This is a genomic window from Aquirhabdus sp., assembly GCF_046462495.1.
In the GTDB taxonomy this organism is placed as follows: domain Bacteria; phylum Pseudomonadota; class Gammaproteobacteria; order Pseudomonadales; family Moraxellaceae; genus Aquirhabdus.
The window spans coordinates 262,770-284,512 of the sequence record NZ_JBKGVE010000012.1 but is presented as its reverse complement, the minus strand read 5'-3'; the positions used below and the strand labels follow the sequence as shown (position 1 = coordinate 284,512).

Genomic DNA, 21,743 nt, shown 5'->3' with positions numbered 1-21,743 from the left:
TTGATGGCAACAGGGGCTTTAGATGAGTAATGCATTGACACATGACAGTCCTGCACAAACGGGACAAACCAAAACCGTTACCTTGCCACAAGCAGCGTCTCAAACGGTCGCTTTGGATATTGTCGATTTAAGTACGGTTGCATCTGCCAAACCAAAGCTGATTGTCCGCGTGCTGAAACGCTTATTACCTTGGGTCGTACCATTTTTGATTCTGGTGATATGGCAGATCGCTGCACAAACGGGCTGGCTGTCTAGTCGTGTATTACCCGCACCCCTCGATGTAGCCAAGGCTTTTTATACGTTAAGTGCGTCTGGGGAGCTGTGGCATCACGTGAGTGTCAGTGCGTGGCGTGCATTGATGGGTTTTGTGGTTGGCGGCAGTCTGGGTTTGTTTTTTGGTCTGCTGACAGGGTCTATCAAACTTGCCGAAACCTTGCTCGATACAACCTTTCAGATGATTCGCAATATCCCGGCACTTGCGTTGATTCCTCTAGTGATTCTCTGGTTTGGGATTGAAGAAACTGCCAAGTTATTTTTGGTTTCGATCGGTGTTTTTTTCCCGATTTACATCAATGCATTTCATGGTATTCGTTCAGTTGATCCGGCATTGATCGAGATGGGCCGCAGTTATGGTCTGAATAATTGGCAGCTCTATCGGCAAATTATTCTGCCCGGTGCATTGCCCTCGATTCTGGTCGGTGTGCGTTTCTCGCTAGGACTGGTCTGGGTACTGCTCATTGTCTCAGAGACGATCTCCGCGCAGTCGGGTATCGGCTATATGACCATGAATGCTCGTGAGTTTTTACAAACAGACGTGGTGTTGGTGGGGATTCTGCTCTATGCAATCTTGGGTAAACTGGCGGACGTATTTGCACGCTTACTCGAGCGGTATTGGTTGAGGTGGCATCCGGGATATCAGGGCTAAGGGCTGATGGTAAGGCTATCTCTGCTATTTTGGTATTGAAACTTAGGTATTGGAACTTCAATCATTTTTAGGAGTCTTGTGATGAGTGATGCAACGAATCAACAAGCCGAAGGCATCGTGTTAAGCTTGGATGATGTGAGTAAGCAGTATGATCAACGTGCCGTGCTGAAGCATATTTCGCTTGAGTTTAAGTCGGGTGAATTTGTGGCCATTGTTGGTCGCAGTGGTTGCGGTAAAAGTACGCTATTACGCTTAATCGCTGGCTTGGAGCAGGGTTCGGGAGAGATTCTCTATGATGGTGCCCCGAGCAAAGGTTTACACTCTGATCTACGCGTTATGTTTCAGGATTCGCGCCTTTTGCCATGGAAATCTGTCATTGATAATGTTGCACTGGGTCTTAAAAAAGACCAACGACCGAATGCCGTAAACGTCCTAGCTCAAGTTGGTCTTGCCGATCGAGCCGGTGAGTGGCCCGCACGTTTATCTGGTGGGCAGAAACAGCGTGTCGCATTAGCCCGCGCATTGGTTCATCATCCTCGTTTGCTACTTTTGGATGAACCGCTCGGGGCACTGGATGCACTCACCCGAATCGATATGCAGGCCTTGATCGAAGCACTTTGGCAACGTTTAGGATTTACCGCACTGCTTGTGACGCATGATGTGTCTGAAGCCATTGCACTGGCGGATCGCGTGCTGCTGATTGAAGATGGACAGATTACCCTTGATGAGCGCATTGATTTACCGCGCCCACGCCAGCGCGGCAATATTGCTTTTGCGACTCTTGAGGACAAAATTCTAGCGCGCGTCTTACAAAAAACCGCTGCATAACGTGGCTGCTTGCTATCTGGCTTCAAGCAATATAATTCACTTCCGCAGTTGTTCTCATCATCGCAATATGAGGAATACCATCTTCGAGGTATTCCTCTCCCGTTTCGACAAAGCCATAGCCTTTATAGAATTCAAGCAGATATTTTTGTGCACTGATATAGAGGGGTGGGTTAGCCCATAGTTGCTTGTTTGCAATCAGACCTTGTTCAAGCAGTCGATGACCTAATCCCATGCCTCGGGCATCCGGTGAAATCACCACACGACCTATCTTTGCATATTTGATGGTGTTTACAGATTCAGGGAGAGCACTGGGTGCCATCAAGCGTAGATAAGCAACCAACTGATGATTCTGATACCCAAGTAAGTGATAGGTTTCATCATCGCGATCAATGCCATCGATATCCTGATACGCACAATTCTGCTCGACCACAAAAACCTGCGCACGCAGTGCTAATATCTCATATAACTGATCTGTTGATAGGGCTTTGAATGCCAGAAGCTGCCATGTGATTGGGGATGTCACGGTGATCTGATTCAAAAATACTCTCCATCAATCAATTTTTTGGGCATTCCTTACGATTAAAAGCATCTTTTTTAGCTTTTAGTTGTATACCGAAGCGATACGCTTATCTTAACGAATACATGCCATCCGTAATCAAATTTTTGTATAATCGTCGCAGCCGAAAAACCATTGATTCAAAATGGTCACGTCACGCCATTCTAGGCGCACCTATAATCGACGATTATAGGTTTGCGCTCACTATTCCAACCGATGATGTTTACCATCTCACCGCTAAACGAGGAAAATATGAGTACACGTATAGAAACCGATACTATGGGCGCGCTTGACGTCGAAAACAGTCGCTATTGGGGTGCACAAACCCAGCGTAGTATTCAGAATTTTCCCATTGGTGTAGATCGTTTTAAATTTACCCGTCCGATGATTCGTAGCCTCGGTATTCTGAAAAAAGGTGCCGCAGAAGCCAACCGTGATTTGGGTCAGATTCCTGTGAATATCGCAGACTTGATCATCCAAGCAGCAGATGAAGTGATTGCAGGTAAGCTGGATGCGCATTTCCCACTAGTGGTGTTTCAAACTGGTTCAGGCACACAAAGCAACATGAATTCAAATGAGGTGATCTCAAACCGTGCAATTGAAATCGCTGGTGGCGTATTGGGTAGCAAAACCCCAGTTCACCCAAACGATCACGTAAACCGTGGTCAATCCAGTAACGATACTTTCCCAACAGCGATGCACATTGCCGTTGTACTCGAACTGAATGAAAAACTATTCCCAAGTGTGAAAGTCCTACGTGACACCTTGGCTGCAAAATCAGAAGCCTACAAAGATCTGGTGAAAGTCGGTCGTACCCACTTACAAGACGCCACACCGATTACCTTGGGTCAAGAAATTGGCGGTTGGGTTGCACAGCTTGATTACTGTGTGGCTGAAGTGCGTCATGCATTGGTTGGTTTGTATGAGTTGGCAATCGGTGGTACAGCGGTCGGTACTGGTCTAAATGCTCATCCTAAATTTGGCGCGTTGGCTGCTGAATACTACGAAAAAGAAACCGGTTTCCCATTCAAAAGTGCTGCAAATAAATTTGCAGCACTGAGTGCACATGATGCGTTGGTCCAAACCAGTGCGAGCTTGCGTACTTTAGCGGGTGCTTTGATGAAGATGGCAAACGATGTTCGCTGGTTGGCCAGTGGTCCACGTAACGGCATCGGTGAGTTGAACATTCCTGAGAATGAACCAGGCAGCAGCATCATGCCGGGTAAAGTCAATCCAACACAAAGCGAAGCGATGACCATGGTTGCCGTACAGGTGTTTGGTAATGATGCTTCTGTTGCATTCGCTGGTAGCCAAGGTAACTTCCAGCTCAATGTGTTCAAGCCAGTTATGGTGCACAACGTGCTTGAAAGCATCCAGTTGATTTCTGACTCTTGCTTGGCTTTCAACGATAACTGCGCGGTGGGTATCGAACCGAATCTGCCAAAAATCGAAGAAAATCTTGCCAAGAACCTCATGCAAGTCACTGCGCTTAATCCGCATATCGGTTATGACAAAGCAGCTGCGATTGCCAAGAAAGCGCATAAAGAAGGCACTAGCCTGAAAGAAGCGGCTTTGGCACTCGGCTATGTCACTGAAGCTGAGTTTGCACAATGGGTTGTGCCGCTGGATATGACACACTCTTAAGTTTGAGCCATCTCTTTCAATCGATGACAAAAGTCGATTGAGGCAGTCGTGTGAAATCAAAAAGCTTACTTATTTATAAGTGAGCTTTTTTTTATATGAAAGTCTTATACAACTTGCTGTTCTAACTTTAGAACACACCGTACTTTTCATGGGGGCTTCTGCTGCTCAAATAAACGATACAATTTAGGCCATCTTATGATGAAGAAATGCCTATAAGATCAGAGGTCAATAGAGACTCATAGATCTATTGATCGATATTCTTATTATTCAAATGCAAGGGCAGGCATCTCAATCGTTTTGGAGCGAACATGACAAGCCAATATCCTATTACCCGTATCGAAGGCCGCGTTGCAGAGATCGGTACAGGCTTAAAAATTTCTCGTATGGTGCCTAGTCGAGCACGTCGCACGGTCGGAGCATGGTGCTTCCTAGATCATGCTGGGCCTGTTAATTTTGCAGCGGGTGACGGCATGAATGTCGGTCCGCATCCCCATATCGGACTACAGACCTTTACATGGATGATCGCAGGTCAAGTACGCCATTTGGATAGCTTGGGCAACGATCAGGTGATCTACCCGCATCAGGTTAATTTGATGACCGCAGGCCGTGGAATCTCCCATGCGGAAGTATCACCCTCAGAAACTGCGAGTACCCTTCATGCCGCACAACTCTGGATAGCACTGCCGGATAGTCATCGTCATATCGATCCAGACTTTCAGAACTATCCTGAGTTGCCTGTGGTCGATAAACAAGGCTTTAAAGTGACGGTGCTGGTTGGTAGTAGCTTAGGTGTTACGTCACCAGTTCAAGTTTTTAGTCCACTATTGGGCTTGGATTTAGAGGCTTCTAACGCGACAACTCTTGAGCTTCCACTCGATCCGAGCTTTGAACATGGGTTAACGATTCTGGAGGGTGAGGCGACAGCTGATGGTGAAGTGCTGACCGCTGGCACCTTACTCTTTTTTGAAGCGGGGCGTCCGAGTGTGACGATACAAACCACGGGTGCTGTGCGATTATTATTGGTCGGCGGAGAGCCTTTTAAAGAAGACATCATTGTCTGGTGGAATTTTGTTGGACGTACGCATGAGGAAATCGAGCAGGCACTTGCGGATTGGAATGCAGCAAATCCGCGTTTTGGAACGATAGACAAGCCCGAAGCGGGCACGCGTCTCATCGCCCCTGCGCTAGAAGGTCATATCAAAGGAGCACACTAAATGAAAGCGATTGCCACAGCCACAATAGATTCAACCGCGATAAACTTTACCCACAAGATCCAAACCCGTGGATTTGATTTGGTCGCTGATGAACCCGTTGAGTCAGGCGGGCAAAATGCCGGTCCTGCACCGTATGAATACGTCCTTGCAGGCCTTGCTGCATGTACGGCGATCACGCTACGCATGTATGCTGAGCATAAAGGCTGGGATGTGGGGCAGCTTCATGTTGATTTAACCTTGCTTAAAGATCGCGAAGGGAATACACGGATTGAACGTGTCCTTAAAACTAACGCAACTCTAGATGAAGAGCAATGGGCAGGTTTACTCAGAACAGCAGAGAAAACCCCTGTGACCTTGACCCTGAGAAACGGCGCGGAAATCGTGACTGAGCGTGGTTAATTGGCTCTAAGAACTATAAAAAAGACAGGCTTAAGCCTGTCTTTTTTATATCAATTACTGTGAGCTACGCGTAACTGTTATGACGGGAGTACATGCAGTTTGGGCTGCTTCTGATCCAGTGCCATCGAAATCATTAAGATGACCAATCCACCAGCACCGAGTGCGACACCCACCAGAACAGGCGATGTCCAGCCGTATCCCAGATTAATGACGACCCCACCCAGCCATGCCCCTAAGGCATTTGCGAGGTTGAACGCGGAGTGATTGAGTGAGGCCGCTAGAGTCTGTGCCTCTCCTGCGACATCCATCAAACGCGTTTGTAGTGCCGGACCTAACGCCATACCTGTGGCGCCCATCATGAATAAGGCGAGCAGAGCGCTATACAGGTTGGACATCATAAAGGCCCCGACGAGAAAGGCGACAATGATGGAAAAGAGGATGATATAAAGCCCCTTTTTCATGGAGCGATCTGCAAGCCATCCACCGACCAGACCCCCCGTGACCATACCGCATCCCCAGACCGATAAAGCGATGGGGACATAGGAGATATCGACATGGGTATAGTCGGTGAGGATGGGGGAGACATAGGTATAGACCGAAAACATACCGCCAAAACCAATCGATGCGATGCCGAGAGTCAGCCACATTTGCGGTTTTTTAATACCTGAAAGTTCAGAACGCATCGAGGCACCATGGGGTGCAAGCATTTTTGGCATCGCAAACCAGATTGCAATGATGGTTAATATGCCGATAGCTGAGGCAAATACAAAACCACTTCGCCAGCCGAAATGTTGTCCTAGCCATGTCGCAAAGGGAACACCAATGACCGTTGCAATGGTTAGGCCTAGCATGACTCGAGAAACGGCTTGGGCTCTTTTTTGTGGTCCAGCCAAAGTTGCAGCGACCAGCGCGGCAACGCCAAAATATGCGCCATGCGGTAAGCCGGCGATAAAACGAGAAATCACCAACTCATGAAAATTGGATGCAAAAGCCGTAGCAAAATTGCCCAACGCAAAAAACAGCATAAGAATGAGCAACAGCCCTTTGCGCGGTACTTTTGCACTCAGCACCGCGATTAACGGGGCACCAACCACCACGCCCAAGGCATAGGCGCTAATCATATGTCCTGCCTGCGTCACACTGACACCCACACCTCGGGCAATTTCCTGAATGAGCCCCATCGCTACAAATTCAGTGGTGCCGATACCAAAACCCCCTAAACCCAAAGCGACTAAAACAAGCCATAAGCGTGCTTGAGGGGAGGTTATTATCGTTTGATTCATGACGTTCTCTGTTTGATCACGGTGCAGTGACTTGGCTTAGAAAGGTGCAATTATAGTGCCGACCTATGACAAGTCGTATTCCGATCAGGTGTGTTTTTCAGGAGGCAATCGAGGAGTTGCTAGTGCGCAGGCGATTTTAAAGGTTTTACTGACCTATCGGTTAATTTTTATTGTTTAAAAGACGTTGAAAAGAAAGAATGTCTCACAGAGAATTTTAATCATCCAAGCTTTAATTGTATTGATTTTAAAACATTTAATGTTGGGCAAGCGCTGTGTGATTCATTGTTTACCATTTGTGGTGAGATTTTCTCATGGCCCTCTTCTTGCTCATAGATAATGTCTAAAACGATTTTTTCAGATAATGTTATTTATTTTTTTGTGATCGAAATTTGATGTTTTAAGGTAAGTTAGCGACAACTAATTTTCCATGTGGTTAAAATTTTGCATATTGGATTCAATTAATGCCATTCACTATTTATAGCTCAATTTGGATATGAACATGTCGATTAGAAAAGCCTTAACTCTCGCCATACTCCTCGTACAGGGCAGTGCTTTTGCCCAGCAATGTGATCCTGCGGCAACTAAACCTGTGTATCCTCTGAGTAAGAAGGGTACTCAGGTTGATGATTATCATGGCACTGCTGTGGCAGATCCTTATCGCTGGCTGGAAGATGCAAACAGTGATGATACGAAGGCATGGGTCACTGCTCAAAATCAGTTGACGCAAAGTTTCTTGGCAAAAATTCCCGCGCGTGCGGTGATCAAGGAGCGTTTAACCCAGCTTTGGAATTACGAAAAATTTGGAACTCCCTTCAAAGAAGGGGGACGCTATTTTTATAGCCGTAATGATGGTTTACAGAATCAATCGGTACTGTATACCGAGGATAAATTAGGGGTTAATCCACGCGTTTTATTGGATCCCAATACATTGACTACTGATGGCACCGTTGCACTTGCAGGGCTTGCCGTCAGTCCGAATGGCAAATATCTGGCCTATGGCACAGCCGCATCAGGCTCCGACTGGAATGAGTGGAAGGTGCGAGATATCGATACGGGAAAAGACCTGAGTGATGATCTGCAATGGGTCAAATTTTCTGGTGCGTCATGGCTACATGATAGTTCCGGCTTTTTTTACAGCCGCTATGACAAGCCCACGGATAAAACCAAACTGGCAGATGTAAATTACTATCATAAATTGTACTTCCATAAGCTGGGAACCAAGCAGTCAGAAGATGTATTGATTTATGAACGCAAGGATCAGAAAGAGTGGGGCTTTGCAGGATCTGTGACGGATGATGGTCATTATTTGATTATCAGTGTATCGCAAGGGACAGACTCTAAAAACCGTTTGTATTATAAAGATTTGACCAAAAAAGATGCGCCTGTCGTGAAGTTGCTGGATGACTTCGATGCAACGTATAGCTTTATCGATAATGTCGGATCGGTTTTCTATATCAACAGCAATCTGTCGGCCCCTAAAGGCAAGATCATCGCGATCGATGTGAATACGCCGACGAAAGATCAATGGCGTGTGATTGTACCAGAGAAGACTGAGACGCTAGAAAACGCAAGTATTGTTGGGCAGCATTTAATTCTTAATTACTTGAAAGATGCCTATAGTCAGGTACAGGTTTATAGCTTGGATGGAAAACTGGTTCGTGAGCTGAAATTGCCGGGCATTGGTTCGGTGGGAGGTTTAGGCGGACACCGTGATGATACGGAAACCTTTTATTCATTCACCAGTTTTACCACACCAACCACGATCTATCGTTACGATATTGCCAGTGGTGACAGCACCATTTACCGTCAGCCTAAAGTCAATTTTGATCCCAAAGGCTTTAATATTGAGCAGGTCTTCTACACGAGTAAAGATGGTACCAAAGTTCCGATGTTTATCGTATCTAAAAAAGGAATTAAGCTGGATGGCACTAACCCGACCTATCTGTACGGCTATGGTGGTTTTGACATTTCATTAACGCCATCTTTTAGTCCAGCTAATCTGGTTTGGTTAGAGATGGGTGGTGTCTATGCCGTTCCTAACTTACGCGGTGGAGGGGAGTATGGTCAGGCATGGCATTTGGCAGGTACCAAATTACACAAGCAAAATGTATTCGATGATTTCATCGCGGCGGCCGAATATTTGATTCAGCACAAATATACCTCACCACAAAAGCTTGCAATCGGTGGCGGAAGTAACGGCGGGCTTTTGGTTGGAGCAACGCTGACCCAGCGTCCTGATCTCTTTGCGGCTGCTTTACCCTCGGTTGGAGTCATGGATATGCTGCGTTTCCAGAAATTTACCATCGGCTGGGCTTGGGCATCAGATTATGGCTCTTCGGATAATGCTGAGGAGTTTAAGGCGCTGTATGCCTACTCACCACTGCATAATCTAAAAGCGGGAACCTGTTACCCCGCTGTCTTGGTGAGTACCGCGGATCATGATGACCGTGTGGTTCCTGCGCATAGCTTTAAGTTTACGGCAACCGCTCAGACAGATCAGGCCGGAGCTGCGCCTATTTTGATTCGGATTGATACCAAGGCTGGGCACGGGTCGGGCAAGCCAACGACGAAACAAATTGAGGAAGTGGCTGATAAATGGGGTTTCCTGACCAATATCCTACAAATGGATGTCCCGTTTAACGTGCAAAAAAAGCCAGATCATGAATAATAACTGATAAGCGAACTAACCCTGATCTCATGGAATGAGGTTAGGTTGGTTCATTAAAATTTCTTATTCATCAGTTGGTCATATCAACCTTTAAAATAGATTTGAACTCCCATGCCGCTAAACTATAAACGCTCTACGTTATCACTGATGTTGTCCGGTTTTTTAGCCGTCAGCAGTGTCAGCCTTTCAAGCTATGCTATTGCCGCAATTACACTCCCCGCAGGGGTAAGACAAGGCCCTTCAGCAGAAGGGATTACTGAATATCGGTTTGCCAATGGCTTTAAAGTCTTATTGTTTCCTGATGCATCCAAACCCACTGTGACGGTCAACATGACCTATGAGGTTGGTTCGCGCTTTGAAAATTATGGTGAAACGGGTATGGCGCATTTGCTTGAACATCTAATGTTCAAAGGCACACCGACTCATCCAACGATTACGAAAGACTTCAGTCAGCGCGGCGCCAATTTTAATGGCACGACCAATATGGATCGTACCAATTATTTTGAGAGTTTTCAGGCCAGTGATGACAACCTGAAGTGGGCGATTAATCTCGAAGCGGATCGCATGGTGAACTCATTCATTGCGCGAAAAGATCTTGATAGCGAAATGACTGTAGTGCGTAATGAATATGAGAAAGGTGAAAACTCTCCATTTAGTGTGTTGGTGCAACGCTTACAAGGTGCGTCTTATAACTGGCTTAATTCAGGTAAACCGCCGATAGGCAATCGTAGCGATATTGAGAACGTCAAGATTGAGAATCTTCAGGCTTTTTATCGAAACTATTATCAGCCCGATAACGCCGTACTCACCATTGCAGGTCAATTTGATCCCGCAAAGACGTTGGCTTGGGTCAATGACGCATTCGGTAAACTGCCTAAACCGACCCGTACAATCCGTGATTTCTGGACCGTTGAGCCGATACAGGATGGTGAGCGTACCGTCACCGTGCGTCGTAAAGGCGATGTGCAGATTGTCACGCTGGCCTATAAGGTTCCCAGTGATTTGCATAGTGATAGCAATGCCTTGTCTTATGCGGGTGATATTTTGACGGACACGCCGAATGGTCGCTTATATAAGACACTGGTGGAAACGGGGAAAGCCACCGAAGTATTTGGTTTTGGCGCCACAGGATATGCTCCAGGCCTTGAGATTATTGGCGCGATTGTCAAGAAGGGCGAGCCGATTGAACCTGTACGTCAGGCGTTGATCGACGGGGTTGAGAATTTTGCCAAAACACCACCAACACCAACTGAAATGGATCGTGTCCGTTTAGCCAATGCCAATAGTTTCGAGAAACTACTGAATGACCCTCAGAAAGTGGGCGTGGCACTATCCAGCGATATTGCACTCGGTGATTGGCGTTTGCTTTTCCTGGGGCGTGATCAATCCAATGCGGTGACAGAGGCTCAAGTGGCTGCAGTTTCAGCACATTATTTCAAGCGTGACAATCGTACCGTCGGCATCTTCTTACCGGAAGATCAGCCTCAACGTGCAGACATTCCGGCAGCGCCTACGGCTGCCGAAGTGATTAAAGACTACAAACCCAAACAAGCCGTAGCCGATGGTGAGGTCTTTGATCCTGCGCAAGCCAATATTGATGCACGGACTCAGCGTATTCAAGTCGGTGGTTTGAAGCTCGCACTGTTACCCAAAAAATCACGCGGTGAGACTGTTACAGTGGCGATTGATCTAAATTGGGGTGATGAGAAGAGTTTATTTGGCAAGAAGACTGCCGCAGAGTTGACCAATGCCATGCTTGATCGAGGGACAAAGACACTCACGCGTGAGCAATTGGCCGATGAATTCTCTAAACTTAAAATCAGTGGCAATGTTTATCAGTTTCAGACGACGCGCAGTAATTTGGCAGCAGCATTGAAATTGGTTGCGAGTGTGCTGAAGCAGCCACGTTTTGATCCCGCTGAATTTGAGCGCTTACGCAAAGAGACTGAAGTTCAACTGGAGTTCCAGCGCAATGAACCGAGTACTTTAGCGGAGCAGGCGATTGATCAGCATTTTAATAAGTACCCAGCAGGCCATTGGTTGGCTGATCAAACCGTGGATGAACAGATCGCAAGCATCAAGGCAACCTCTCTGGCTGATGTCAAAGCGTTTTATCAAGGCTTCTATGGGGCATCACAAGGGCAGATCGCCATCGTCGGTGATTTTGATGCACCTGTCATTACACAGGTTATTAAAGATGAGTTTGGGGCATGGAAAAGCACCGCACCTTATCAGCGGGTGATTCCACAGAATTTTGATGTGGTTCCTATCCGTGATGTCGTCAATGCCCCAGATAAAGAAAACGGGGTGTATGAGGCCCGTTTAAATCTCGATTTAGGTGATGATGATGCCGATTATCCCGCCTTGGTCGTGGCGAACTATCTGTTCGGTGGCGGCTCATTAAAGTCACGCTTGGCTGACCGTGTTCGTCAAAAAGAAGGATTGTCTTATGGTATTGGTTCAGGCTTATCGGTGAGCGCAATTAGCCGTGCGGCAAGCTTTAATGTTCAAGCCATCGCAGCCCCGCAAAATTTGGATAAAGTGGATATCGCGGTCAAAGAAGAACTGAATCTTGCCCGTAAAGATGGATTTACTGCGGATGAATTGGCCCGTGCGAAGTCGGCAATCCTGCAACAAAACCAGCAACGCCGTACTCAGGATGCGGCGTTGAGTGCCAGTTGGGTGCGTTATCTGGATGTGGATCGTACTTTTGCATGGAGCAAACAACTTGAAGACAAGATCAGTGCGTTAACCCTCGATCAAGTTAATACGGCGTTTCGCAAATATATTGATCCTGCGCGTTTGAGTGTCGTCATCGCGCGCGATGAGGCAAAAGCCAGTGCGGAAGTCAAAGTCGCTACCGCTGCCGCCAAGTAGTCGTTGTTTTTATGAATAAAAAATAGAGGCTCCCATGGCCTCTATTTTTTTTCTTTGAATCATCCAAAACGATCTCACTATAGCGAAGCCACTTCGATCCGATTACGGCCATTATGCTTGGCTTGATACAGCGCTCGATCTGCGATTTGAATCAACTGATGAGACTCCACCCATTGACCATGGACACTGACCATACCAAAGCTAGCCGTGACTTGAATCAAGCTTTCGCTGTCGGTTAGGATATCCGTTTCAGCAAGTTTGGTTCGGCAGCGTTCAATCACCTTCTGACCCTCTTCACTGTCCGCGCCGGGCAAAATGATAATAAACTCCTCACCACCATAGCGTCCTAGTACATCGCAATTTCGGATATTCTGACGGAAGACTTTTGCGGCATCCTTCAACACGCGATCGCCTGTGGGGTGTCCCCAGTTATCGTTAACCTTTTTAAAGTGATCCAGATCAAGCAGAGCGATAGTGAGCGGCTCATTGAGTCGTGCTGCGCGAACCATTTCATGATTTAAAAAATCTAAAATACTCATGCGATTATGGATACCAGTCAGTGCGTCGGTACGGCTTATGACTCGAATTCTTTCTTCGCGCTCACGCCACCAGACCAATAACTGGTCCGCCATGATGATGATGAGTATAAAAAATGGTGCGGCAAAGAAGAAAAAACTATTCATCCAAAATAGAGTGCTTGTGTGATTGGATGGCGGAATCATTACGGGTGCATAAGGGAGCCAGTCATATGCGGTCGCATAGCTGAGGGCGAGTAGAGCGGCCAAGGCATTACCTGTCGCCCACCACACGGCTTTACGATCAAGCAGGATAAAGCCAAAAACAGGGGCACCTAACAGAACAAGACCTGCGCAAAACGAGGCCGTTCCTATGGAATAACTCATGAGCACTAACGATAAAGAAAAGAATTGCAGTGCAATGTGTTGGAAGAAAATCAGGTTGGGTAGTTTTTTACGTAAATATAATCCAGTCACAATGATCACTAGACTGATAATGACCAGAAAAATCTCAATTTTTACAAAGCTCCACGCCATATTGACGTTAATAAGCGTCTCACGATCTGCGCGATTAAGGACATAAAGCGACCAGAGAAAATACTGTATAAAAATAGGGATAATAACCGCTAATAGAATGAGTCCTTTATCCACAGAGCTCCATTCCAATGCCGCAGAAACATATCTACGCCATGACTTAAGATGGTGCATTTGATACTCCGTATCATTTTTTATTGATTGTCTAGCTTTGAGTCTAATGGAAAAGCATCGAGATAACATTGGTTTTGAGCAAGAAGCCATCTCTTTTTATTCTGCATAAAAAAAGCGCGGACATTAAGCCGCGCTTCTTTATATTTTGGGGATTACGATTGTGAGGTGAAATAGCCTTCATCAAAGCTCATGATCACTGCGGAGCCTGATTGAACCATTTTTGCACGTGCATCAAGTTCTGGCAGGATGCGGGTGACGAAGAACTTAGCCAGTTCGACTTTATTCTGATAGAACGCACCTTCTTTGACACTTGCCGCTTCTACGATACGGGCAAACATATAGGCATAGCTGACCAGACCAAAGACATGCAGATAATCGATTGCAGCTGCATTCGGCTCATCGGCATTGGCTTTAGATGCTGCAATCACGAGTGTAGTGAGTGCTTCAAGGGTGTCCACAGCATTTAGAAGAGAAACCTTCATCCATTCCGCTTTCATGCTGGCTGCAAATTCACGGATTTCAGCCAAGTAGGTGGCAACAAAAGCACCGCCATTTTTAGTGACTTTACGGCCGATCAGATCTTGAGCTTGTACACCGTTGGTGCCTTCATAGATTTGAGCAATACGGACATCACGTACATATTGTTCTACGCCCCACTCACGGATATAACCATGACCACCGAAGACCATTTGTGAGTCTACACAGGCTTCAAAGGCTTTATCGGTCAAGAATGCTTTCGCGATTGGAGTCAGCAAGGCAACACGGTCGGCTGCTTTTGCTTTGGTTTCAGCGTCGCTATATTTGGTCATATCGAGTTGCTGTGCAACATACATGGCAAATGCGCGAGCCGCTTCGTTATGCGCTTTGGTTTTTAGCAGCATACGACGGACATCGGGATGAACAAGGATGCTGTCCGCTGGTTTTTCCGGTGATTTAACGCCAGTAGCACTACGACCTTGCAAACGGTCAGTTGCGTACTGTGCAGCGTTTTGATAGCTGGCTTCAGACGCACCGATACCTTGGATACCCATCGACAAACGTTCGTAGTTCATCATGACGAACATTGCTGCCAGACCTTCGTTTTCTTTACCAACTAAATAACCTTTGGCTGCGTCAAAGTTCATGACACATGTTGCAGACGCTTTAATACCCATTTTGTGTTCGATAGAGCCTGGACCAACTGGGTTGCGGTCGCCTAGGCTGCCATCCTCATTGACCAAGAATTTTGGTACGATAAACAGAGAAATACCGCGTGAGCCCGCAGGTGCATCAGGGGTTTTCGCCAAAACGAGATGGATGATGTTTTGTGTTAAATCATGATCACCACCGGTGATGAAGATTTTTGTTCCGCTGATCGCATAGCTACCGTCATCATTAGGAACGGCTTTGGTTTTGATAATCCCAAGGTCAGTACCTGCATGGGGTTCAGTCAGACACATGGTTCCTGACCACTCACCGCTATAGATTTTTGGCAAGTAGAGTTCTTTTTGTTCTTGTGATGCATATGAGTTTAGCGCCATACATGCACCTACAGACAAGAGCGGGTAGAGCATGAATGATGGGTTTGCAGAGAAGATCATTTCGTCAGTCATGACCGAAACCATCTTCGGCATGCCTTGGCCACCCCATTGCTCATCAGCACCTAGGCCGACCCAGCCGTCATTGGCGTAGCTGGTGAATGCTTCTTTAAAGCCTTTAGGTGTGCTGACCGCACCATTTTCAATCTTTGCGCCTTCTTCATCACCTGTGCGGTTTAATGGCAATAACACGTCTTGGCTAAACTTGGCCATTTGCTCAAGGATTGCACTGACGGTTTCACTATCGATATGTGCGAGTTCAGGGGTCGCTTGCCAGAATTCATCCGCTTTAAAAACATCATTAAGGATGAAACGCATGTCTTGTAGTGGGGCATTATAAATCGGCATGGGGCACCTGAATTGGATAGAAGTGACAAAGGAGACGGAAAAAAACTGGATTCCGCCATTGATCTATTTTAAGTGGCTCTATTGTAGCAAAAAGTTGGGTGAGGTTTGTGATGAATGACTATAGAGTTTGCTGGTCGACTTGAATGAATAGCTTTTTTCTAGTTTTTAAGATTAATATTTTCAGAACTCTCTATTCTGAATAAGTATTTAGTGAACTCCAATGCGACTTCTTTAGAAAACTCCTCAATCATCTCCTTGGAAACACTGCCCTCCTGGGCTATGTGTCTTTTCAATGCTTTATATAGGATTTTAGATATCACTTTGTCAGATTGACGCTCTTGAAATGTCTGAATAATATGACTTATAGCATTTACACTATTTTCTATATCCATATAACGTTGATCAAGAAAATCAAATATTTTCTCGGATATGGGGAGATCTATATTTGATTGTTTTTGAGTGACTGGGTCAATAGCGTAGGCTTTCAATAGCGAAGGTCCCTCCCAATTTTTAGATAAAATTGCTGAAAATCTTAATTTTCCGTAAATTTCGATCAATCCTATTGCCAGTTTTAGTTTTTCAGAAGTAATAAAAAAAATCCGATGATTTATCGTATCGAGGCTTGGTTGATCGGGGAATGGGGTAATGTAATCACATTGAATTCCATCGTATGCTGAGTTTTTTCCCTCAATGTATTCAATAGCAGGGTCAAAACAACCATTCCTTAATCTTTCCGGACTTATGAGTGTTGCTGCATAAGTTAGCATCATTTTGGTGATGGAGCGTAGTTGCTTTTCCCCTCCAAGAGCGATTTGTCTATGTATGGTAGGGGCGTAAGAGGTATTTAACGTCCCATCTAATTTTTGAAAATCTTCTAATGATCCTCCAAACTTTTTCAGAGCTTGTTCAAATAGCTTTGAGACTTCTTGACTGCTATTAGCTACTATCGATATAGATTTTTCTTCGTATTTCGCTGTATCTTCGATCGTTACAATGGCTTTAGAAAGTTTGAATGACCCACCTGGATTAATATCGTATGTATAACCCTCATGCTTGATCACATTTTTTTGTGTCGGAGCGGTTTTGTTTCGCCCAGTTTTAATATCTAGCATTGTTGAAAAAAAGCTAAATTCCTTAGCAAGCTCTTCATCAATTTCGGTTCCAAGACGATTGTTACAGGCCTGGCAACAAATATTTCTTGATGTTTTTTTGCCACCTAAAGATGAAAGAATCACATGTTCTTCTGAACCTTTATCATTCTTGAATCTGGCAGTTTTACAGTAAATGCAAGTCAGCATTTTATTTTCCGGGAAATTGATCAGATGGGTTTGGACTGCTAATTGAAGAGTAGTCGTATTCATTTAAGCACTCAATCCCCAAAAACAACAAAGGCGAACTCTCGTCCGCCTTTGTCTGATCTCAATCTAAACATTCAATTAGAATGCAAACTGATCCACATCCATGGTCATCAATGGCTCAAGACCTGTATCGATGGTTGCAACATGACTGCGGGTACGTGGCAACAGTTTCTTGAAGTAGAACTGTGCAGTTTTTACTTTCGCGTCGTAGAATGCGCGTTCAGTGGTATCACCAGCCAACTTCTCTAGAGATACGCTAACCATGCGTGCCCATAGGTAAGCAAGGGTTACATAGCCAGAGAAGTACAGGTAGTCAACCGCTGCTGCACCCACTTCTTCTGGGTTTTGCATTGCTTTCATGCCGATACGGGTAGTGATGTCACCCCATTCTTTGTTCAATTCCGCCAATGGTTGTAGGAACTCGGCCATTGCCGGGTTGCCCGCATTCGCTTCACAGAACTTGTGAATGATTTTGGTGAAGTTACGCAGCATTGCGCCTTGGGTAGAGAGGACTTTACGACCGAGCAAGTCAAGTGCTTGGATTTCAGTCGTTCCTTCGTACAAACAGGCGATACGGGTATCACGAACGATTTGTTCCATGCCCCACTCAGCGATAAAGCCATGACCACCATACACTTGCACGCCATGCTTAGCAGATTCTGAACCGGTTTCAGTCAAGAATGCTTTTGCGATTGGGGTGAGGAGTGACAACATGTCATCTGCTGCTTTACGTTGTTCAGCATCTTCAGCGACTTCAACCACGTCAGCAAATTGTGACAGGAAGTACACCAGTGCACGACCACCTTCAGCAAATGCTTTTTGGGTCAACAGCATGTTGCGCACTGCGGGGTGAACGATGATTGGGTCAGCTTCTTTTTCTGGCGCTTTAGGACCAGACAGTGAGCGCATCGCCAAACGGTCTTTTGCATAGGCGAGTGAACCTTGGAAAGCACCTTCAGAAGCTGAAAGACCTTGAACCGCAGTACCGATACGTGCGGTGTTCATGAAGGTGAACATGCAGTTCAGGCCTTTGTTTTCAGGTCCGATTAGGAAGCCTTTGGCTTCTTCAAACACAATCACGCATGTTGCGTTACCATGGATACCCATTTTGTGTTCGATTGAACCGCACACCACGTTATTGCGTGTACCGACTGAACCGTCAGCATTCACATTGAACTTTGGAACGATGAACAGGGAGATACCTTTGGTGCCTTTTGGTGCGCCTGGCAAACGTGCGAGTACGATGTGGACGATGTTGTCCGCTAGGTCATGCTCACCTGCAGAAATAAAGATTTTCTGACCAGTGATTGAGTAGCTACCGTCAGCATTCGGTTCTGCTTTGGTGCGGATGATCCCGAGGTCTGAACCGGCATGAGATTCGGTCAAACACATGGTCCCAGTCCATTCACCGGAAACAAGTTTGCTTAAGTAAAGTTCTTTTTGCTCTGGGCTACCATGGTGCTCAACGGTACGGACCGCACCATGAGACAAACCTGGGTACATGCCCCATGACCAGTTTGCAGTACCGACCATTTCACTAACTGCGTTGCCCAGTGAACCTGGAAGACCTTGTCCGCCGTGCTCTACAGGCACAGACATGGATGGGTAGCCTAAGTCGATGTATTTTTTATAAGCTTCTTTGAAGCCTTTAGGTGTTGTAACGACACCATTGTCAAAATGACAGCCTTCTTGATCACCAGAGTGGTTGATCGGAGACAGTTCGTTTTCACAGAAATCAGCTGCAGCTTCAACAACGCCATCAATCAACTCACGATTGGTGCCTGCATAAGCAGGGAGTGCATCGTAATGTGCTTCAAAGTTAAGCAGTTCATGCATGACAAATTGAATGTCGCGAATGGGGGCTTTGTATTGTGGCATGGTGAATTCCTGCGGTTACGAATCAAAAGAATAGGGTATGCGATATTTCGTTGCGCAATTTAGCATATCGGCTGTTGCTTTTGATGCATAAATCAGGTTCTGGCTTACAGATTTCGTGACTGAATGGTCATGTAAAAAGACCATTCAGGTTTGACAGGTGTAAGCGTAGATCTAGAGATTAAAAATAAATACAATTGTCTATTATTTTTAATAAATTGAAATATATATGTTTTTTAGTATCTTTTGTAGGGCAGAAATTTTCCTGACAAGACGACACTGACTCGGTCTCCTTTGGGGTCGGATTCGCGTTCCAGTTTCATGGAAAAGTCGATTGCAGACATGATGCCATCACCAAATTCCTCATGAATAAGCGCTTTGATGGTGGTGCCATAGACATTAACCAGCTCATACCAGCGATAGATGAGGGGGTCTGTGGGTACTGATTCAGGTAGTGATCCTTTATAAGGCACTTCTTGTAGCCATTTGATATCCATATCATCAAGATCAAAAATCGCGCCGATTTTTTGCGCTTCCTCCAAACTAAAGGCCATTTGTCCCAAGCAGCCAGCAGTAACCCACTCTTTGGATAGTCCCAGCGTGGTGGCGACATCTTTCCATTGAATTTGTTTTCGGACTTTGGTTTCGATAATCTTTTCGGTGACGGCGAGACGAGTCATTTTTTCACTTCCATAGAGCATTGAGTTCTTAGGAAGTGAAGCAGGTTTTATGCCATGACAGCGTATTTCTAGTTTTAAAACTTATTCTAAATCGGTGATCGGTGTCATGACCTGCAAACGGGGGAACGGTACTTTCATCTCTGCTGCGAGCAAAGCTTCCTGAATTTCTTCTCGGACAGTTTCACAGATTCTGGGCATGGTTTCGATATGAATGGGGTCAATCCAGAATCGTACAATCAGACTGATGTGGGATTCTGAGAGCTCTTGTGCAGTAATCAGTGGGGCGGGGTGCTTTAGGATGTGCTCGTCTTTCTCTAATACCTCATGAATAACTTGTCGTGCCTTAGAAATCGAGTCGTGATAAGCCAAACGACAGGTGATGGAAAAACGAATGGCACCATGTGAGGTGTAATTGGTCACTTCCGCAGCGGCAACGGTAGAATTGGGTAAGATCAGATACAGATTATCCCGTGTCCGAATTCGTGTCGTACGCAGTGTGATCAGCATGACTTGACCGTCTTTATTATTAATACTGACCCAGTCCCCGATGCGGAAAGGACGCTCAAGCAATATGGTAATCCCTGCGATGAAGTTCGCTAGAGTGGCTTGCGCCGCAAAGCCAACCGCAACCCCTGCAATGCCAAGACCTGCCACAATTGACATCATGTTAAAGCCAAATTGGCTTAAAATCGATGCCAAGGCAAAAACCACAATGACCACAGTCAAGATATTGTTAAATAACTGATTAATAGATTCGTCGAGATAGAATTTTTTCAGCGTTTTATTCATCAAGCGAATAATGATGACCCATAAAAGATAAAAGCCCAGTAAGGCAATTGCGGCCCTGGCGGTGGCTCGGAGCAGACTCAGTTCAACACCCAGTTGAGAGAATAAGGCGATCAGACTGGTAAATAACCAGATCAGTTTCAGGCTGACCCGCAGCGTTTGAATAGTGGATGATCCCAAAAGCGAGCGACGTTTAACCATGCTGATGACATGATTGAGCGTGATATAGATGAGATACAGCGTTAGCAGTAAGGCAAGCGTGATGATTCCTTTGCTGAGGATCAATCCCGGCAAGTCTGCCCAATCCACATTCTTGCTGTTGGGTGCGCCGAGACTATAAAACAGACTTTGCTGAAAAGCATGAACGAGTTGATCAAGGAAATTATTCATCAGATTCAGCCGTATTATCCAAAAGTGACGGATTTCTATTTAAGCCCAGACGAATCCTGATATGGATTCTATTTTCTCAATCTAGCACAGGCTATGCCTAGCGAGTGCTTAATTTCGTTTGGTGCTGAGGACTTCTGGATTAAGGGCAGTCAAGGGTTTTGGCATTGAGTTTAGATCAAGACTTGATAGCAAATTTTGTGCGGCAAGATTGGCCATCGCATGCCGTGTTTTGAGGCTGGCACTGCCAATATGCGGCGTCAGTACAATATTGGGAACGCTTAAAAGGTCAGGATCAACATGTGGCTCACCTTCAAAGACATCGAGTCCAGCAGCAGCGATTTGATGGGTGCGTAGTGCTTCTACGAGTGCAACTTCATCAATGATCCCGCCGCGGGCGATATTGGTGAGTGTTGCCGTTGGCTTCATCCTAGCCAGTTCACGTTGACCGATGAAATGATGAACTTCTGGGGAGTAGGGGACCGTAATGATCAAATGATCACTTTGCTGTAATAGCTCTTCTTTACTGACGTAGCGTGCATTCAATTGCTGTTCGGTCTCAGGGGCTAGTCGACTGCGGTTGTGATAGATCACAGGCATGCCAAAGCCATGCGCTCCGCGTTTGGCAATCGCTTGCCCAATCCGACCCATACCTAAAATACCGAGTGTTGCACCATGAATATCTTGTCCTGCAAAGAATCCAATATCCCATTGTCGCCATAGCCCTTCACGCAAGAAGCGTTCACTTTCCCCGATGCGCCTTGCAGTAGCCATCATCAAGGCAAAGCCGAGATCGGCTGTGGTTTCGGTCAGGACATTGGGTGCATTCGTAACCAGTACCCCTTGTGCGGTACATGCTGCGACATCGATATTGTTATAGCCGACAGCAAGGGTACAAACCGCGCGAAGTTCAGGACATGCTTGGAGCAGTTTGGCATCAATTTTTTCGCTACTGGTGATGAGTGCGCCTTGCTTACCTTGCAGGTGCAAAATGAGTTCATCTTGAGTCCAGATATCATCGTATTCATTCACTTCAACTTCAAACTTAGTGCGGAGTTGATCGATGATGTCTAAGAATATGGCTCGTGCAACTAGGATTTTAGGTTTGGACATAA

The 21,743-nt window shown here is 45.9% G+C and carries 16 protein-coding genes; 7 read left to right on the top strand and 9 right to left on the bottom strand.

Features of this window, described 5'->3' with window-relative positions:
• The first annotated feature begins 22 nt into the window (after nucleotides 1-22).
• Nucleotides 23-925, top strand: coding sequence for an aliphatic sulfonate ABC transporter permease SsuC (gene ssuC, locus ACLHG7_RS15640; RefSeq protein ID WP_410211900.1), 903 nt, complete (start codon nucleotides 23-25; stop codon nucleotides 923-925).
• An 81-nt stretch (nucleotides 926-1,006) separates the two neighbouring features.
• Complete coding sequence (locus ACLHG7_RS15635) at nucleotides 1,007-1,753, top strand: ATP-binding cassette domain-containing protein (protein ID WP_410211899.1); 747 nt, start codon at nucleotides 1,007-1,009, stop codon at nucleotides 1,751-1,753.
• 22 nt (nucleotides 1,754-1,775) lie between these two features.
• On the opposite strand, the gene ACLHG7_RS15630 is transcribed toward ACLHG7_RS15635, so the two are convergent.
• Nucleotides 1,776-2,291, bottom strand: coding sequence for a GNAT family N-acetyltransferase (locus ACLHG7_RS15630; RefSeq protein WP_410211898.1), 516 nt, complete (start codon nucleotides 2,289-2,291; stop codon nucleotides 1,776-1,778).
• A 270-nt stretch (nucleotides 2,292-2,561) separates the two neighbouring features.
• Between ACLHG7_RS15630 and fumC the strand changes: the two genes are divergently transcribed.
• The 3 genes from fumC (at nucleotide 2,562) to ACLHG7_RS15615 (ending at nucleotide 5,566) form a co-directional block, all read left to right on the top strand.
• Entirely contained in the window at nucleotides 2,562-3,953 is a 1,392-nt protein-coding gene (fumC, locus tag ACLHG7_RS15625) for a class II fumarate hydratase (RefSeq protein ID WP_410211897.1), read from the top strand.
• Between the two features lie 254 nt (nucleotides 3,954-4,207).
• Nucleotides 4,208-5,167 (top strand): pirin family protein, encoded by a 960-nt coding sequence (locus ACLHG7_RS15620; protein ID WP_410212048.1) that lies wholly within the window; start codon nucleotides 4,208-4,210, stop codon nucleotides 5,165-5,167.
• Nucleotides 5,168-5,566 (top strand): OsmC family protein, encoded by a 399-nt coding sequence (locus ACLHG7_RS15615; protein ID WP_410211896.1) that lies wholly within the window; start codon nucleotides 5,168-5,170, stop codon nucleotides 5,564-5,566.
• A 77-nt stretch (nucleotides 5,567-5,643) separates the two neighbouring features.
• Here the strand turns inward: ACLHG7_RS15615 and ACLHG7_RS15610 are convergent, their stop codons facing one another.
• Nucleotides 5,644-6,849 (bottom strand): MFS transporter, encoded by a 1,206-nt coding sequence (locus ACLHG7_RS15610; protein WP_410211895.1) that lies wholly within the window; start codon nucleotides 6,847-6,849, stop codon nucleotides 5,644-5,646.
• 499 nt (nucleotides 6,850-7,348) lie between these two features.
• On the opposite strand from ACLHG7_RS15610, the gene ACLHG7_RS15605 reads away from it, so the two are divergent.
• Both ACLHG7_RS15605 and ACLHG7_RS15600 read left to right on the top strand, forming a co-directional pair.
• The gene (locus ACLHG7_RS15605) at nucleotides 7,349-9,517 is read left to right on the top strand and encodes a prolyl oligopeptidase family serine peptidase (RefSeq protein ID WP_410211894.1); all 2,169 of its coding nucleotides are present in this window, start codon (nucleotides 7,349-7,351) and stop codon (nucleotides 9,515-9,517) included.
• A 111-nt stretch (nucleotides 9,518-9,628) separates the two neighbouring features.
• Complete coding sequence (locus tag ACLHG7_RS15600) at nucleotides 9,629-12,394, top strand: M16 family metallopeptidase (protein ID WP_410211893.1); 2,766 nt, start codon at nucleotides 9,629-9,631, stop codon at nucleotides 12,392-12,394.
• A 77-nt stretch (nucleotides 12,395-12,471) separates the two neighbouring features.
• On the opposite strand, the gene ACLHG7_RS15595 is transcribed toward ACLHG7_RS15600, so the two are convergent.
• The 7 genes from ACLHG7_RS15595 to ACLHG7_RS15565 all read right to left on the bottom strand — a co-directional run bounded on the left by ACLHG7_RS15595 (nucleotide 12,472) and on the right by ACLHG7_RS15565 (nucleotide 21,741).
• Nucleotides 12,472-13,617: a GGDEF domain-containing protein gene (locus ACLHG7_RS15595; protein ID WP_410211892.1), complete on the bottom strand. Its 1,146-nt coding sequence runs from the start codon at nucleotides 13,615-13,617 to the stop codon at nucleotides 12,472-12,474.
• A 152-nt stretch (nucleotides 13,618-13,769) separates the two neighbouring features.
• Entirely contained in the window at nucleotides 13,770-15,542 is a 1,773-nt protein-coding gene (locus ACLHG7_RS15590; protein ID WP_410211891.1) for an acyl-CoA dehydrogenase C-terminal domain-containing protein, read from the bottom strand.
• A gap of 158 nt (nucleotides 15,543-15,700) precedes the next feature.
• Complete coding sequence (locus tag ACLHG7_RS15585) at nucleotides 15,701-16,903, bottom strand: HNH endonuclease (RefSeq protein ID WP_410211890.1); 1,203 nt, start codon at nucleotides 16,901-16,903, stop codon at nucleotides 15,701-15,703.
• A gap of 75 nt (nucleotides 16,904-16,978) precedes the next feature.
• Nucleotides 16,979-18,778, bottom strand: a complete 1,800-nt coding sequence (locus tag ACLHG7_RS15580; RefSeq protein ID WP_410211889.1) for an acyl-CoA dehydrogenase C-terminal domain-containing protein — start codon at nucleotides 18,776-18,778, stop codon at nucleotides 16,979-16,981.
• 233 nt (nucleotides 18,779-19,011) lie between these two features.
• On the bottom strand, nucleotides 19,012-19,455 hold the full coding sequence (cynS, locus tag ACLHG7_RS15575) for a cyanase (RefSeq protein WP_410211888.1): 444 nt from the start codon (nucleotides 19,453-19,455) through the stop codon (nucleotides 19,012-19,014).
• An 81-nt stretch (nucleotides 19,456-19,536) separates the two neighbouring features.
• Nucleotides 19,537-20,631, bottom strand: coding sequence for a mechanosensitive ion channel family protein (locus ACLHG7_RS15570; protein ID WP_410211887.1), 1,095 nt, complete (start codon nucleotides 20,629-20,631; stop codon nucleotides 19,537-19,539).
• Nucleotides 20,632-20,739: 108 nt separating this feature from the next.
• A complete protein-coding gene (locus ACLHG7_RS15565; RefSeq protein WP_410211886.1) occupies nucleotides 20,740-21,741 on the bottom strand; it encodes a 2-hydroxyacid dehydrogenase in 1,002 nt (333 codons plus the stop codon).
• Nucleotides 21,742-21,743 lie beyond the last annotated feature (2 nt).

Excerpts from the sequence above, each read along its gene's own strand:
- ACLHG7_RS15635 (WP_410211899.1), top strand. The coding sequence starts at position 1,007 with ATGAGTGATGCAACGAATCAACAAGCCGAAGGCATCGTGTTAAGCTTG.
- ACLHG7_RS15595 (WP_410211892.1), bottom strand. The coding sequence starts at position 13,617 with ATGCACCATCTTAAGTCATGGCGTAGATATGTTTCTGCGGCATTGGAA.
- ACLHG7_RS15565 (WP_410211886.1), bottom strand. The coding sequence starts at position 21,741 with ATGTCCAAACCTAAAATCCTAGTTGCACGAGCCATATTCTTAGACATC.
- ACLHG7_RS15615 (WP_410211896.1), top strand. The coding sequence starts at position 5,168 with ATGAAAGCGATTGCCACAGCCACAATAGATTCAACCGCGATAAACTTT.
- ACLHG7_RS15610 (WP_410211895.1), bottom strand. The coding sequence starts at position 6,849 with ATGAATCAAACGATAATAACCTCCCCTCAAGCACGCTTATGGCTTGTT.
- ssuC (WP_410211900.1), top strand. The coding sequence starts at position 23 with ATGAGTAATGCATTGACACATGACAGTCCTGCACAAACGGGACAAACC.
- fumC (WP_410211897.1), top strand. The coding sequence starts at position 2,562 with ATGAGTACACGTATAGAAACCGATACTATGGGCGCGCTTGACGTCGAA.
- ACLHG7_RS15605 (WP_410211894.1), top strand. The coding sequence starts at position 7,349 with ATGTCGATTAGAAAAGCCTTAACTCTCGCCATACTCCTCGTACAGGGC.
- cynS (WP_410211888.1), bottom strand. The coding sequence starts at position 19,455 with ATGACTCGTCTCGCCGTCACCGAAAAGATTATCGAAACCAAAGTCCGA.
- ACLHG7_RS15600 (WP_410211893.1), top strand. The coding sequence starts at position 9,629 with ATGCCGCTAAACTATAAACGCTCTACGTTATCACTGATGTTGTCCGGT.
- ACLHG7_RS15585 (WP_410211890.1), bottom strand. The coding sequence starts at position 16,903 with ATGAATACGACTACTCTTCAATTAGCAGTCCAAACCCATCTGATCAAT.
- ACLHG7_RS15570 (WP_410211887.1), bottom strand. The coding sequence starts at position 20,631 with ATGAATAATTTCCTTGATCAACTCGTTCATGCTTTTCAGCAAAGTCTG.
- ACLHG7_RS15590 (WP_410211891.1), bottom strand. The coding sequence starts at position 15,542 with ATGCCGATTTATAATGCCCCACTACAAGACATGCGTTTCATCCTTAAT.
- ACLHG7_RS15580 (WP_410211889.1), bottom strand. The coding sequence starts at position 18,778 with ATGCCACAATACAAAGCCCCCATTCGCGACATTCAATTTGTCATGCAT.